The organism is Streptococcus oralis subsp. tigurinus (assembly GCF_002096275.1).
GTDB classification, from domain to species: Bacteria; Bacillota; Bacilli; order Lactobacillales; family Streptococcaceae; genus Streptococcus; species Streptococcus oralis_CN.
In genome coordinates, this window is record NZ_NCUG01000018.1 from 721,776 (window position 1) to 737,623 (window position 15,848).

Sequence of the window (15,848 nt, forward strand, 5' to 3'; positions counted from 1 at the left end):
ATTAGGGCAGAAGGCTAGAGAAATCTAGCTTTTTTTGATATACTAGATGGAGAGAAAAGACAAGAGGAAACGAATGACGCCAAACAAAGAAGATTATCTAAAATGTATTTATGAAATCGGTACGGAGATGCAAAAAATTACCAATAAAGAAATTGCTGCCCGTATGCAAGTCTCTCCACCTGCCGTAACAGAGATGATCAAACGCATGAAAAGTGAAAATCTCATCCTCAAGGATAAGGAGAACGGCTATCTATTGACAGATATTGGCCTCAAACTGGTCTCAGAACTCTATCGCAAACACCGGTTGATTGAAGTCTTTCTAGTTCACCATCTCGACTATACCAGTGACCAGATCCACGAAGAAGCTGAGGTCCTAGAGCACACTGTATCCGATCTCTTCGTAGAGAGACTGGATAAACTACTGGGCTTCCCTAAAACCTGCCCCCACGGTGGAACCATACCAGCTGAGGGAGAACTTTTGGTCGAAATCAATAACTTACCACTAGCAGAGACCAAGGAAGCTGGAACCTACCTCCTGACTCGGGTTCACGATAGCTTTGATCTGCTCAAATACTTAGAAAAGCATGAAATTCATATCGGTGACCAGCTCCAAGTCAAACAGTTTGATAATTTTTCCAATACTTTTACACTGGTCAACAAAGGTGAAGACCTCCAAGTTAGCATCGATATCGCCAAACAACTCTATGTCGAAAAAATCAACTAACCCCTTATTCCTGAAAGAAATTCCTTTTAGGGATTTTTTATCATTTTGCTTGTAACTCCCATTCGTTTGGTGTAGAATGAAGTTAGAGAAAAGAGGGAGGTTTTCCTATGAAAAAGATCTTTAGACTACACTTCGCAGCCATTGCAGTCTCTGATTTGCTACTATTTACATTTTTTTACACCAGATCCGAGACATCTTTGGACTGGCTCCTACTCTCTGGCTTCATTTTAATCCTTGCTCAGGGATTACTGCTATTTCGCTTGGTCTTCCGACTCAAACATCATTCCCCTGAGATTTATCCTCAAATCAATAAAAAGATTCGCTTCTACTATTTGGGGGTGCTCATCAGCGATTTTCTATTATTTGTCCTTTTAACCTTCGCTAGTTCTCAGCGATTTTCCTCTCTTATGCCAATCGTCACTGCTTGTCATTCTACTTTTTATTATATGACGGCTAACTACCTAAGAGAAAACTATTCAGACTTTTACGACAAACACATTTCTTTATGCGATTGTTTCTAAACAAAAACCAAGCCGACTGGCTTGGTTTTCTTATCTATTTTTTGTATCAAGGATAATGGTGACCGGTCCGTCATTTACCAGCTCCACCTGCATATCCGCTCCAAAGATACCTGTCTGAACAGGTACTTCTTGTACTAGCTTTTGATTAAGAGCCTCATAGAAGGCAGCTGCCATATCCGGCTTGGCTGCTCCTGTAAAGGCGGGACGATTGCCTTTCTTGGTATCCGCAAAGAGGGTAAACTGAGAAATAGAAAGGAATTCTCCTTCAATATCCTTGACAGACAGGTTCATCTTGCCTTCTTCGTCTGAAAAAATCCGCATGTTAATGAGCTTTCTCACAGCATAGTCTAAATCTTCCTCTTGGTCCTCTGGGCCAACACCGACCAGTAATAAGAGTCCCTGATTGATTTTCCCATGAACCTGACCTTCGATAATCACTTGGGCTTTCTTGACTCGTTGAATGATGATTTTCATAATAGCCTTTCTAGTAACTGAAGGGAGAATTAGCCGTTGGTCCGTTTGACGGAGTAAACCTCTGGCACACTCTTAATCTTGTCCACGACTGTGGTCAGTGTAGAGAGGTTGGAAATACCAAAGGAGACATGGATATTGGCAAATTTCATATCCTTAGTTGGTTGAGCATTAACGGTTGAGATATTCTTGGTCGTGTTTGAGAGAACTTGTAAAACATCGTTTAAAAGCCCTGTACGGTTGAGACCATAGATATCGATGTGGGCAGTGTATTCCTTGCTTGAGAATTGATCTTCCCATTCCACATCAAGGAGACGTTGCTCGTAGTTTTCTTGGGCACGGAGATTCATACAGTCCACACGGTGAATAGCCACACCGCGTCCCTTAGTAATGTAACCGACAATGTCGTCACCCGGAACTGGATTGCAACACTTGGCAATCCGAACTAGGAGACCTGAAGCACCTTCAATGACCACGCCACCCTCATGCTTGACCTTGAGTGTTTCTTTGTTTTCAACCTTAACTTCGCCACCTTTGACAAGCTCTTCTGCTTCCGCCTTGGCCTTGGCACGTTCTTCCTCACGGCGTTCCTTTTCGGTCAAACGGTTAAAGACGGTAATAGCGCCAATTTCTCCAAAACCAATGGCTGCATAGAGGGCTTCCTCTGTCTTGTAGCTGGTCTTTTGAAGGACCTCGTCCATGTGACGCTTGTCCATGAATTTATTGGCTACATAGCCGTTTTCTTGGAACTGGGCCATCAACATTTCACGGCCCTTGTTTACGGATAATTCCTTGTCTTGATTTTTAAAGAACTGGCGAATCTTGTTGCGCGCCTTGCTGGTCTTGACCATGTTGAGCCAGTCACGACTCGGACCAAAGGAGTTGGGGTTGGTGATAATTTCAACCTGATCCCCTGTCTTGAGCTTGGTTGTCAGCGGAACCATACGGCCATTGACCTTAGCACCGGTCGCTTTTTCACCGACTTTGGTATGAATTTCATAGGCAAAGTCAATCGGTCCTGAATCTTTTGGAAGGGAGCGGACCGCACCATCTGGGGTAAAAACGTAAATCTCCTCCGCCAGATAGTTTTCTTTAACAGAGTCCACAAATTCCTTGGCATCATCAGCCTGGTCTTGGAGCTCCATCATCTCCTTGATCCAGTTCATCCCAATAGCAGATTCCTTGCTGTTGACCTGCCCTTTAATGCCTTTCTTATAGGCCCAGTGAGCTGCTACCCCGTACTCAGCCACTTCGTGCATTTCCTTGGTCCGAATCTGGAATTCAATCGGCCCTTTTGGCCCATAAACAGTTGTATGGATGGACTGGTAACCATTGGCCTTACGATTGGCGATATAGTCTTTGAAGCGACCTGGCATGGGTTTCCAAAGTTCATGCACATAACCCAACATGGCGTAAACATCACTCTGGGTATCTAAGATACAGCGAATGGCAATCAGGTCATAAATCTCCTCAAAGCGTTTCTTCTTATCCTGCATCTTGCGATAGATCGAATAGATATGCTTAGGACGACCATAGATTTTTCCTTTGAGATTGCGTTCGGTAGCATACTCTTCCAACTTGGTTACGACTTCGTCGACCAGAGCCTCACGTTCTCTGCGTTTTTCCTTCATCATGTGGGTGATTTTGTAAAACTCAGTTGGATTGAGGTAACGGAAAGATAGATCTTCCAACTCCCACTTAACACTGGAAATCCCTAGACGATGAGCAAGTGGTGCATAAATTTCCATGGTTTCTCTGGAGATCCGTTCTTGCTTGTCCTTTCGAAGGTGTTTGAGAGTCCGCATATTGTGCAAACGGTCCGATAATTTAACCAAGATAACACGGATATCCTCAGACATGGCCATAAGCATCTTGCGGTGATTTTCAGCTAATTGTTCCTCGAGTGATTTGTACTCAACCTTACCAAGTTTGGTCACCCCATCAACGATAATCCGAACATCATGACCAAACTCTCTCTCCAGATCATCCAGTGTCGCATCTGTGTCTTCAACCACGTCATGCAAAAAACCACAGGCAACGGTTACGGCATCCAGCTTGAGCTTAGCCAGAATTCCTGCTACCTGAATGGGATGGATAATATAGGGCTCACCTGATTTCCGAAACTGCCCACTATGACAATCAACTGCGTAAATCAATGCTTTTTGTACAAAAGCAACGTCTTCCTTTGTTAAATATTCTCTCGTTAAAGCGACTACCTGATCGCCCGTCAAATTCACTTCTTTCGGCATCTATACTCTCCAATTCTTCCTACCATTTTATCACTTTTTTAAGGATATGAAAACTAGAAAAGCCTGTTTTTATGCCAATACCAATCATTAAAAAAACACTACCAGATTTCTCGAGCAGTGTTTTGACATTTCATTTGCTTAGTAAACTGTTTTTTCAGTTTCTACGTCGAAGAAGTGTGCTTTGTTCAAGTCAAATCCAAGTTCAACTGTTGCACCTGTTTGCAAGTAGTCACGAGCATCCACTTTGGCAACAAATTCATCTTTACCAACTTGGCAGTAAAGGTGAGATTCTGAACCAAGCAATTCTGATACAGAGATGGTTGCTTTAACCACTGATTCTGGGAATGTTTCAAGGAAAGCAGGTTCTGCATTCACATCTTCTGGACGGATACCGAAGATCAATTCTTTTCCTTCATAGCCTTTGTCACGAAGCACTTTCAATGCTCCTTCTGGAACTTTCAAACGGAAACCGTCTGAAACAATTTCGCTACCAACCAATTTCACATTGATGAAGTTCATAGCTGGGCTTCCGATGAATCCTGCTACGAATTTATTAACTGGGTTTTTGTAAACTTCTTGAGGAGTACCGATTTGTTCTACACGTCCGATAGTACCTGTACCAGCAGGGTTCTTAGTTGCTGACATGATAACGATACGGTCCGCAAGTGTCATCGCTTCTGTTTGGTCGTGAGTTACGTAGATAGTTGTAGCTCCGATACGACGGTGAATCTTCGCAATTTCAGCACGCATTGATACACGAAGTTTGGCATCCAAGTTTGACAAAGGTTCATCCATCAAGAAAACTTTTGCATCACGGACGATCGCACGACCCATGGCAACACGTTGACGTTGACCACCTGAAAGGTCAGCTGGTTTACGATCCAAGAATTCTTTCAAGCCAAGGATTGCTGCAGCTTCTTGAACACGTTTGTCAATGTCTTCCTTGCTGTATTTACGCAATTTCAAACCGAAAGCCATGTTGTCATATACAGTCATGTGTGGGTAAAGAGCGTAGTTTTGGAATACCATGGCGATGTCACGGTCTTTTGGAGCTACGTCGTTGACAACTACACCATCAATAGATGCGGTACCTTCTGTGATGTCTTCAAGACCAGCAATCATACGAAGAGTTGTTGATTTACCACATCCTGAAGGACCTACGAAAACGATAAATTCTTTATCTTTGATGTCCAAGTTGAAGTCTTCAACTGAATAGTGTTCGCTGTTTGGATATTTTTTGTAAATATTTTTAAGATTTAATTCTACCATCGAGGTGAACTCCTTTTGTCTTTTGATAGTTTTATTATAAATGAAAACGCTTTACATTTCTATGGCAAGGTGACCAAAAAAATAAAAAAGTTCTGTGCAACTTGCACAAAACTTTAGAGAATATCTGGTAAAATCAACTGATAACACAAGGTAAGGTCCGTTAACTCCTTCAACTGAAGCCCTGTCAATTCTTCCCATTTGTCAATCTTGTATTGAAGAGAATTGCGGTGCAGATAGAGTTGCTGGGCTGTTTTAGTCAGAACAGCACTGTTTTCCCAAAGGGAGAGAATGATTTCCTGAATCTGGTCCTGATCCAAGATCATCTGGTGCAGGCATTCCTTGATTACCTTCAGGTCCACAAGTCTTTCCCCCATACTCCAAAGATAGAGCTGTGAAAAAGTGTGAACTCCTTGATGGCCCTGACGCCACCAAGTCTTAAACAAATCCCGCTCCGCTTTGATCAAGTCGGACAGAGCCTGATACCCAGCCTGTGACCAGACCTGCCCCAACATGATAGACAGACGAAGACCAAAGTCATACTCAACTGCCTCAATCGTATCGGATAAGATTGAGCGGACAGAGCTGTATTTATCTTGTTGAAGAACAAATACATAATCCTGAGCACCAACCTGTAGCACTGTTTGGCAGTTGGGAAAAAGAGTCCGCATCATGTCTAGCCAAGAAGTTAGATTTTCCTGTTGGAAATAGGAAAGATGGCAATAAACCAGCTGAATCTTTTTAAAAGTTTGAGGCGCCTGCCCCTTTCCCTCAATCAGATAGGAATACCAAGGATTGAGCGAACGAGCCTGCTCCTGCTGGGTTAAAAGGGCAATTAACTGCTTTTCACGTTCAGTGAGATTGGTCTCCTCCAGTAAAATCCACTGTTGAGAAGATAGAGGAAGTGTAAGATATCCTAGTTTCTCTATTGGCTGATCTGAAATCTGAGCCTCAGGAAACCAGTCTAGTAATTCTTTTGCAAGCATTTCTACGCCTCCACTTTTTGGATACACCACGAAATCAAGGTCTCTAGACGCCCCATATTTTCAGTCAGATGGAGATAGCCCATCACTGCTTCAAAACCTGTAGACATGCGGTAGGTCACCACATCAGCATTTTTAGCCTTTGTATGACTATTGGTATTGCGACCTCGTTTATAGATTTCTTCTTCCTTTTCCGTCAAGACATGCTCCTCCAACATGAGGGCAATCAGACGAGCCTGAGCCTTGGCAGACACATACTTGGTCGCCTCTTGGTGAAGTTTATTGGGCTTGGTCATGCCTTTGAGGATGAGGTGGCGGCGAATATACATGGAATAAACCGCATCCCCCTCAAAAGCCAGCGCAATCCCATTAATGAGATTAACATCAATCACGTGTCCACCTCACTCCATCCTTGGTGTCAAGGAGCTTAATTCCTTGAGCAGCCAATTGGTCACGGATTTGGTCTGCTGTTGCAAAGTCACGATTCGCACGCGCCTCTTGACGTTTTTGGATTAAGGCTTCAATTTCTGCATCCAAAACTTCCTCTACAAAGACAATACCAAAGACCTCCAACATATCCGCAAGAGCTTGCTTAACACTTGCATCATAGTTGCCGGAGTTGATCCACTTAGCCATTTCAAAGACAACTGTGATGCCATTGGCAGAGTTAAAGTCCTCATCCATGGCTGCTACAAACTTATCTTTAAAGGCTTGTAACTCTTGAATATCTACAGTCTCAGAAAATGGTTGCTCGTAAGTGTTCTTCAGATATTTGAGATTAGTCTCGGCATCACGCACTGCCTTTTCCGTAAAGTTGATTGGTTTACGGTAATGCTGAGTGGCAAAGAAGAATCGAAGCACTTGGCCATCAATAGTCTTCAATGCATCATGCACAGTGATAAAGTTACCCAAGGACTTAGACATCTTGACATTATCAATGTTAACAAAGCCGTTGTGCATCCAGTAGTTGGCGAAAATCTTGCCTGTTTTGGCTTCTGACTGGGCAATTTCATTGGTATGATGCGGAAACTCCAGATCGGCTCCACCACCGTGAATATCAATGGTATCGCCCAAAATCTCTGTCGACATGACCGAACACTCGATATGCCAGCCCGGACGACCAGGTCCCCATGGACTGTCCCAAGAAATCTCGCCTGATTTTGCAGCTTTCCAAAGAGCAAAGTCTACAGGATTTTCCTTGCGAGCTGTTTCTTCATCTGTACGACCTGAAGCACCCAGTTCCAAGTCTTCCAAGGTTTTATTAGCCAATTTGGCGTAGTTGTGGGATTTTTCCACACGGAAGTAAACATCCCCTTGACTCTCGTAAGCATAACCTTTTTCAATCAAGTCAGCTACAAAACGAATGATGTCAGCCATAAACTCTACTACACGTGGATGACGAGTCGCAGGCTTGACGCCCAAGGCCGTCACGTCTTCACGAAAGGCAGCGATGTACTTGTCTGCAACCTCCTGAGGCGTGATGCCTTCTTCCCTGGCACGGTTGATAATCTTATCATCCACATCCGTGAAATTGGAAATATAGGTAACCTCATACCCACGGTATTCGAAATAACGTCGAATGGTATCAAAAGCCACTGTTGAACGGGCATTCCCAACATGGATATAGTTGTAGACGGTTGGCCCACAGACATACATCTTAACCTTGCCGTCCTCAATCGGGACAAATTCTCGCAAATCACGAGACATGGTGTCGTAGATTTTAATCATAAAATAATAGTCAGGAAAGCTAAAATCCAAGAACTGTTAGTTTCATCACTAAGAGTTCAATTGAATTTCAGTCCGAATATCTCTACACTTCGGAATCCCTTGCTCCTTTCTCATTCAGATAAACCACCTGAGTCTGTTTGACAAAGCCAATTTTTTCATACAAGCGCTTGGCACCTACATTGCTATCTTCCACTGCAATCTGAAATTCCTTATCATTTTGCCCAATTAGTTGGTTGACAAGGGATTTTGCTAAGTAACTTCCATAGCCTTTCCCACGTTCAGGTTCCGATATTGCTAAACCGTAGAAGTAATTCGTATTAGTCGATAAATCTACCGTGCAAGTTCCAATAACCTGACCGTCTTTTAATAAAATATATAGGCGACTTTCTGGATCTTTCAGAGCTTCAGCGACATATCTATCCTCAACTTCTCTAGATTCATGTTCCTCTGAAAATGCCTGAAATTTCAACTGACTAATTTGATCCTGATACGAACTATCTGCTAACAAAACTTCAAGATTGGAAACATTTGCTAACGGATAAGGTTTTCTATCCTTGCCTAACCAGGTTTCTGTCTCTTCATCCTCGACCAATCCCCAGTTGCTGACAAAATCAGAATGGCGGTCTAGAAAAACACGCTCTGTCTGAAAAGTAACTGAATGAATCGGAAAAGAAGCTATTTCTCTCTCAAAACTAGTAAACAATGCACGCGCAACCCCCTGACGGCGATGATCTGGATGAACCAGTATCGTCACTTCCACATCTTGGTCATCTGCATAGACAGTTAATAAACCAACAAGTTCGCCTTTTTCATAATAAAGGAAAAAGGCGGGCATGTTTGGGTCAAAATTAAGCATGTTAGAAAGATAGGGATCACGATAGGTACCGTCATAGTTTTGGCAACAGTTAATTAGTTTTTTCGCCTCAGATAACTCCTCTTGGCTTAACTTGTTTCTTGCTTGAATCATATAGGTAACCTCTACAACCCCGACGATCTGTGACTGGCTTCTTTAGCCTGCTCGAGTTTATTGACGTAGTACTCTCGTTTTTCTTCGACTTCGTGGATCGTTGGCTCATCCTTCTGTCCATGAACTCGGACGATCTTAGCCGGAATACCGACAACTGTCACATCACTAGGTACGTCTGCCACGACTACTGCAGCAGCACCGACCTTGGCATTTGCACCAATTTCTACAGGACCAATAACTTGGGCATGTGCTGATATAAGGGCACCCTGACGAACGGTCGGATGGCGTTTGCCACAGTCTTTTCCTGTCCCACCGAGAGTCACTCCATGATAGAGCAGAACGCCTTTTTCAACAATCGCCGTCTCTCCAATCACCAGACCTGAACCATGGTCGATAAAGACACCTGAATCAATCTGGGCACCCGGATGAATCTCAATCTGAGTCCAAAAGCGCCAAAATTGACTGTGCATTCGAGCCAAGAGTTTGAAGCCGTGCTTCCAGAGAAAATGCGAGAGACGGTGGGCAGCCAAGGCCTTGACACCTGGATAAGTCAGCAAAACTTCCAAACTGTTGCGTGCCGCTGGATCATTTTCTTTTACAATATCAATGGTTTCGCGCCACCATCCCATACATTTCTCCTTTTCTTATTCTGAATCTTTTGGTGTTTCTGTAACTTCTTTCTTCGGTTTGTGATCCTTGTGATGACGTGGACGGTGAGGTCGCTCAGACTTTTCGCCTTTTTCATCATGCTCAGGTTTTGGCGGACGAGGAAGAAGTGCCTTCATAGAGGCATCGATACGGCCTTTTTCATCAATCTTGATAACCTTAACATCGACTTCATCACCGATAGCTACCAAATCCTCGACACGGTTGGTACGAGTCCAAGCCATTTCAGAAATGTGCACAAGTGCATCTGTCTTATCAAAGAGGTTGACAAAGGCACCGAATTTCTCGATACGAACAACCTTAGCATGGTAAACTTCATCCACTTTGGCTTCACGAACCAAACCAGCGATAATTTCTTTGGTACGGTTAATGGCATCTTGGTCGCTAGAGTAGATAGAAACATTACCTTCTTCGTCGATATCAATCTTAACGCCAGTTTCAGCGATAATCTTGTCGATGGTTTCTCCACCTTTACCGATGACAATCTTAATCTTGTCCACATCAATCTTGATGGTATCAATTTTCGGTGCAGTTGGAGCCAATTCTGGACGAACTTCTGGGATGGTTGCTTCAATCACATCAAGGATTTCAAAACGAGCTTTCTTGGCTTGAGCAAGAGCCTCAGTCAAGATTTCTGCAGTAATTCCCTGGATCTTGATATCCATTTGGAGGGCTGTAATCCCGTCACGAGTACCTGCAACTTTAAAGTCCATATCTCCAAAGTGGTCTTCCAATCCTTGGATATCTGTCAATACTGTATAGTTGTTTCCGTCGGAGATGAGACCCATGGCAATACCAGCTACTGGCGCTTTGATTGGCACACCACCAGCCATAAGGGCAAGAGTTCCCGCACAGATAGATGCTTGAGATGAAGAACCGTTTGATTCCAAGACTTCTGCTACCAAGCGGATTGCATATGGGAATTCTTCCAAACTTGGCAAGACTTGAGCAAGAGCACGCTCACCGAGAGCACCGTGACCAATTTCACGACGACCTGGCGCACCATAACGACCAGTTTCCCCGACAGAGTATTGAGGGAAGTTATAGTGGTGCATAAAGCGTTTCTTGTACTCTGGATCCAAACCATCAATAGTCTGAGTTTCACCCATCGGTGCCAAGGTCAAGACTGAAAGAGCCTGAGTTTGCCCACGAGTGAAGAGACCTGAACCGTGCACACGAGGAAGGAAGTCAACAACCGCATCCAAAGGACGGATTTCATCGACCTTACGCCCGTCAGGACGCACCTTGTCTTCTGTGATCAAACGGCGCACTTCAGCGTGTTCCATTTGTTCCAAGATTTCAGCCACATCACGCATGATTCGTTCAAATTCTTCGTGGTCTGCATATTTTTCTTCATACACAGCAGTCACTTGGTCTTTAACTGCTTGAGTTGCAGCTTCACGAGCCAATTTTTCTTCTACTTGGACAGCTTTTTGGAGGTCGCTGTTGTAGGCTGCGATGATTTCAGCCTGCAAGTCCGCATCCACATGAAGCAATTCCACTTCCGCTTTTTCCTTACCAACTGCCGCAACGATTTCTTCTTGGAAGGCAATCAATTCTTTGACTGCTTCGTGCCCTTTCAGAAGGGCTTCCAACATGATTTCTTCTGACAATTCTTTGGCACCAGACTCTACCATGTTGATGGCGTGCTTGGTACCAGCTACTGTCAATTCAAGAAGAGATTGCTCTGCTTGTTCTTGAGTAGGGTTGATGATGATTTGGCCATCTACATAACCCACTTGTACCCCAGCAATAGGTCCGTCAAATGGAATATCTGAGATAGAAAGTGCCAAGGATGAACCAAACATAGCTGCCATCGGTGCAGATGCATTTTCATCATAAGAAAGGACCGTGTTAATCACTTGTACTTCGTTACGGAAACCTTCCGCAAACATAGGACGGATTGGACGGTCAATCAAACGCGCTGTCAAGGTCGCATCTGTTGATGGACGTCCTTCACGTTTCATAAAGCCACCAGGAAACTTCCCGGCCGCATACATTTTTTCTTCGTAGTTGACTTGAAGAGGGAAGAAATCCCCAGTTGCCATCTTCTTAGACATGACGGCAGCAGTCAAGACAGTTGACTCACCGTAACGCACGACAACAGAGCCATTTGCTTGCTTAGCAACCTGACCAGTCTCTACGATTAACTCACGACCCGCAAAAGTCGTTTGAAACACTTGTTTTGTCATTTTAATCCCCTTTGGATTGATGAAATTATACGCCTTGCCTACAAAGATCAAGATACTAAGGTCGCAAAAAGCAAAGTAAAAATAGGAAACTGGCGAAGTCTTCGATGAAGAAAAGACAGTTTATCTTTTTTACACAGCTTTTCGGCCGGGTTCAATTACACAAGATACTAAGCCGTTAAGCAACTCAAAGGAAAATAGGAAATCGAACGACGGAGCGACTGCTCCTAGGTAGATTTATCTTTTTCCACAGAGTTGTAGGCGTGTTCAGTTACGCAGGATACAAATCATTAGAAAGGATTGATGCTAAAGCATCTAAGCCTTTCACGCTAATCGCTATCATGCGATTAGGTAAATGCTTTACTAACTCCCTTGTCAAATAATATCGATTTGACTCGCTCGTGTCGCTAAACCTTGCAGTTTGAATGCATTGTATTATTTTATACCCTCATCTTTGTATCAAGTACGTACAGAGTCTATTTTATCATATTTTTCTTAAAAATGCGGGCTTTTCTATTAAAAAGGAACCATTCCCCCATGAAAAGAGGAATGGTTTGTTGTTTATTCTATTTAGCAAATTCTTTGGCTTTCACATCTGTCATTTTTTATTTAAAAGCAAGTGAATGACAAGCTGTCGTCTCAGTACTAAAAGAGTCGATTATCCCAAAGACTGATGGTTAAACAAGGCATGGGTTGCTTGGTGGATGTATTTTGCTGTTTCAGCATTGTTCATGGTGTAGAGATGCACACCTGCGACATCCTGGGTCACCAAGTCCACGATCTGATCCACGGCATAGGCAAGTCCTGCTGCTCTGAGCGACTCAGGGTCATGCTCATACTTGTCTAAGATGGCCTTGAATTTACGTGGAAGGTGGATATTCTCACACGTTTTCAAGAGACGGAGAGCCTGATTTCGATTCAGAATTGGCATAATCCCCGCATGAATAGGAACATCAATCCCTGCCAAGGTACACTTGTCTTGGAAATCATAGAAACGCTCATTGTCAAAGAAAAGCTGCGTTACAAGGCTTGAACAGCCTGCATCCACTTTCTTCTTGAGATTTTGAATATCCGAGATCTGGTTTGGCGAGTCAGGGTGCCCTTCTGGATAGCAAGCGCCAACAATATCAAAGTGAGGGGCTTGTTCCTTGATGAACTCGATCAAGTCCGTTGCATAGCGGAAATCTTTTTGAGGCTCCACATCAGGAATAATATCCCCACGTAAGGCCAAGATTTTCTGTACCCCAACCTTGTCCAAGTCTGCAATGGTTTCAGCAACCTTTTCCTTGGTAAGATAGATAGCTGGCAAGTGGGCAATAGTTGGAATCGCTAAGTCATTCTGAATAAAGTCAGCCAAACGAACCGTTGTTTCCTTGATATTAAATTTATTATTGCTGGCGGTCACACTGATAAAGTGCGGTGTTAACTCTCGCATATCCTGCAAGGCAGAAATAATTTTATCATTACCCACTGCTGGGTTTGGAGGGAACACTTCAAATGAGAGTGACGGTGTTTGGCGTGACATATGTAATAACCTTTTCTAGTTGATTTCTTTTTGAACAACCATTGTATGGAGAGAAATCTTATCTTACAATTTCTCACGCGCAGCTTTTGCTGCTTCTACAAGGCGGATTAAGCTTTCTTTTGTTTCTGGAATACCACGTGTTTTCAAACCGCAGTCAGGATTAATCCAAACTTTCTTGCTTGGTACTTTGGCAAGGATAGCATCAATTGTGTGGTCGATTTCGCCTTCGTTTGGCACACGAGGAGAGTGGATATCGTAAACCCCAGGTCCCACTTCTGTTTGGAAGTTTTTCGCTTTGAGTTCGTCCAAGATTTCAAGGTTTGAACGGCTGGCTTCAAAGGAAATAACGTCCGCATCCATGTTGTCGATAGCTGGGATGATATCTGTAAATTCTGAGTAACACATGTGAGTGTGGATTTGAGTATCTGGCGCAACTGTAGAGTGTACCAAGCGGAAGGCTGGAATAGCCCAGTCAAGGTAGTCTTCATACCAGTCGCTACGACGGAGTGGCAATTTCTCACGAAGAGCAGCCTCGTCGATTTGGATGATTTTCACACCTGCAGCTTCAAGGTCAAGAACTTCATCCTTGATTGCAAGAGCAATTTGAAGAGTAGAATCCTTGATCGAGATGTCTTCACGTGGGAATGACCAGTTAAGGATGGTAACAGGCCCAGTCAACATACCTTTAACAGGTTTGTCAGTACGGCTTTGTGCGTAGCTAGACCATTTCACAGTGATTGGGTTGAGACGAGTGACATCACCCCAGATGATTGGTGGTTTAACCCCACGCATACCGTATGATTGTACCCAACCATTCTTAGAGAAGAGGTAACCTGACAGGTTTTGACCAAAGTACTCAACCATGTCGTTACGCTCGAACTCACCGTGTACAAGCACGTCAAATCCAACTTCTTCTTGCCATTTGATCCATTCATCGATAGTTTCAGCAAGGAAAGCGTCGTACTCTTCTTGTGACAATTCACCCTTACGGTAAGCCAAACGTTTGGCACGGACTTCCTTAGTTTGAGGGAATGAACCGATAGTTGTTGTTGGAAGAGCTGGAAGTTTAAAGGCTTCTTCTTGGATAGCTTCACGTTCTGCAAAGGCTGGCAAACGAGTGTAGTCTGCGTCTGTCAATCCAGCGATACGCGCACGAAGTTCTGCATTTTCACCCACACGCTCAGTCGCAAAGAGTTCTTTGTTAGCTGCAAGAGCTTCTGCATCTTGACCATTGCGGATAGCATCCAAGTCACGAAGTTCTTCCAATTTTTCAACTGCAAAGGCAAAGTGGTTCAAGATTGCTGGTTCAAATTCTTCGTTAGCTGTTGTAAATGGCACATGAAGAAGTGAACATGAACTTGTCAAGACAATGTTTTCAGCTGGGATTTGCTCAAGAACAGCCAAGCTCTTTTCGTAGTTGTTGCGCCAGATGTTTTTACCATTGACAATACCTGCATAGAGAGTCTTGTCAGCTGGGAAACCACCTTTCACAAGTTCAAGAGTTTTCTTACCTTCAACGAAGTCCAAACCGATGGCATCTACTGGCAAGTTCACAAGGTCAGAGTAGACGTCACGAACGTCACCGAAGTAAGTTTGAAGCAAAACTTCAAGACCTTTTTTATCAGCCAAGAGTTTGTTGTAGAGGTTCAAGAAGAGAGCTTTTTCTTCAGCTGTCAAATCTTTGACAAGAGCCGCTTCGTCGAGTTGGATGCGAGTCGCACCAAGTTCAGCTAATTTAGCAAAAACTTCTTGGTAAGCAGCTACTAAGCTGTCTACGAAGTCTTCTGCTTTCACGCCTTCTTCAAAGTCTGACAATTGAAGGAAAGTGAATGGACCGACGAGAACTGGACGAGTTTTGAGACCAAGTTCTTTTGCTTCTTGGAATTCATCAAAAATCTTGTGACCTGCCAATTTTACTTGAGTGTCTTTTTCAAACTTAGGAACGATGTAATGGTAGTTAGTGTTGAACCATTTCTTCATCGGAAGGGCACGCACGTCCCCTTTTTCTCCTTGGTAACCACGCGCCAAAGCAAAGTAGCGCTCAAGGTCAGACAAGTCCAAGTTTTGAACGGATGCAGGTACCACGTTGAAAAGGAAAGCTGCATCTAAGAAGTTGTCATAGTGAGAAAAGTCATTTGATGGGATTTCAGTGATGCCTTTTTCTTTGACAATGTTCCAGTGTTTTGCACGCAATTCTTTAGCCGCAGCCAAGAGTTCTTCTTCTGAGATTTCTTTTCTAAAGTATTTTTCAGTTGTAAATTTTAATTCGCGGAACTCACCCAAACGAGGGAAACCGATGATCGTAGTTGACATGATGTGTCCTCCAAAATTTGTTGTTGAAACTATCTTAACAGAAAAGAAACTGTCTGTATAATTGTAAATAATTAGGCTTTGATATAGTTTGAAACTATATCACTCTTTTAGACAACTGAAAAAGACTTGAGACCAGTGTCTCAAATCCTTTGTATAGCTTGTTTTGTGGCTGTATTTTAGTTGGAATGCTCAAACGAGCTATTGGCGATTCTCATCAGTGACTATGGCTTGCTATTAGAAAAGACT

Annotated in this window: 13 protein-coding genes; 2 read left to right on the top strand and 11 right to left on the bottom strand. The window is 43.4% G+C overall.

Annotated elements, in window-relative coordinates; genetic code table 11:
- Positions 1–73 precede the first annotated feature (73 nt).
- Complete coding sequence (locus B7725_RS08700; RefSeq protein ID WP_084875711.1) at positions 74–724, top strand: metal-dependent transcriptional regulator; 651 nt, start codon at positions 74–76, stop codon at positions 722–724.
- Between the two features lie 107 nt (positions 725–831).
- Positions 832–1,245 carry a hypothetical protein gene (locus B7725_RS10165; protein WP_084875713.1) on the top strand — a complete coding sequence of 138 codons (414 nt, stop codon included), beginning with the start codon at positions 832–834 and terminating at the stop codon, positions 1,243–1,245.
- A gap of 30 nt (positions 1,246–1,275) precedes the next feature.
- Here the strand turns inward: B7725_RS10165 and dtd are convergent, their stop codons facing one another.
- The 11 genes from dtd to metE all read right to left on the bottom strand — a co-directional run bounded on the left by dtd (position 1,276) and on the right by metE (position 15,602).
- On the bottom strand, positions 1,276–1,719 hold the full coding sequence (gene dtd / locus B7725_RS08710) for a D-aminoacyl-tRNA deacylase (protein ID WP_084875714.1): 444 nt from the start codon (positions 1,717–1,719) through the stop codon (positions 1,276–1,278).
- Positions 1,720–1,748: 29 nt separating this feature from the next.
- Positions 1,749–3,965, bottom strand: coding sequence for a RelA/SpoT family protein (locus tag B7725_RS08715; RefSeq protein WP_001123780.1), 2,217 nt, complete (start codon positions 3,963–3,965; stop codon positions 1,749–1,751).
- A gap of 138 nt (positions 3,966–4,103) precedes the next feature.
- Complete coding sequence (locus tag B7725_RS08720) at positions 4,104–5,234, bottom strand: ABC transporter ATP-binding protein (RefSeq protein WP_000229944.1); 1,131 nt, start codon at positions 5,232–5,234, stop codon at positions 4,104–4,106.
- Positions 5,235–5,347: 113 nt separating this feature from the next.
- Complete coding sequence (locus B7725_RS08725; RefSeq protein WP_084875716.1) at positions 5,348–6,217, bottom strand: helix-turn-helix domain-containing protein; 870 nt, start codon at positions 6,215–6,217, stop codon at positions 5,348–5,350.
- 2 nt (positions 6,218–6,219) lie between these two features.
- Complete coding sequence (locus tag B7725_RS08730; protein ID WP_084875718.1) at positions 6,220–6,606, bottom strand: Mini-ribonuclease 3; 387 nt, start codon at positions 6,604–6,606, stop codon at positions 6,220–6,222.
- On the bottom strand, positions 6,599–7,942 hold the full coding sequence (gene cysS, locus B7725_RS08735; RefSeq protein ID WP_084875720.1) for a cysteine--tRNA ligase: 1,344 nt from the start codon (positions 7,940–7,942) through the stop codon (positions 6,599–6,601). The genes B7725_RS08730 and cysS overlap by 8 nt, the downstream gene beginning before the upstream one ends.
- A gap of 82 nt (positions 7,943–8,024) precedes the next feature.
- The gene (locus tag B7725_RS08745) at positions 8,025–8,909 is read right to left on the bottom strand and encodes a GNAT family N-acetyltransferase (protein WP_084875722.1); all 885 of its coding nucleotides are present in this window, start codon (positions 8,907–8,909) and stop codon (positions 8,025–8,027) included.
- 11 nt (positions 8,910–8,920) lie between these two features.
- Positions 8,921–9,538, bottom strand: coding sequence for a serine O-acetyltransferase (gene cysE / locus B7725_RS08750; protein ID WP_084875724.1), 618 nt, complete (start codon positions 9,536–9,538; stop codon positions 8,921–8,923).
- Positions 9,539–9,553: 15 nt separating this feature from the next.
- Positions 9,554–11,767: a polyribonucleotide nucleotidyltransferase gene (gene pnp / locus B7725_RS08755; protein WP_084875726.1), complete on the bottom strand. Its 2,214-nt coding sequence runs from the start codon at positions 11,765–11,767 to the stop codon at positions 9,554–9,556.
- A gap of 655 nt (positions 11,768–12,422) precedes the next feature.
- Complete coding sequence (gene metF, locus B7725_RS08765) at positions 12,423–13,289, bottom strand: methylenetetrahydrofolate reductase [NAD(P)H] (protein ID WP_025168823.1); 867 nt, start codon at positions 13,287–13,289, stop codon at positions 12,423–12,425.
- Positions 13,290–13,352: 63 nt separating this feature from the next.
- A complete protein-coding gene (gene metE / locus B7725_RS08770) occupies positions 13,353–15,602 on the bottom strand; it encodes a 5-methyltetrahydropteroyltriglutamate--homocysteine S-methyltransferase (protein WP_084875728.1) in 2,250 nt (749 codons plus the stop codon).
- Positions 15,603–15,848 lie beyond the last annotated feature (246 nt).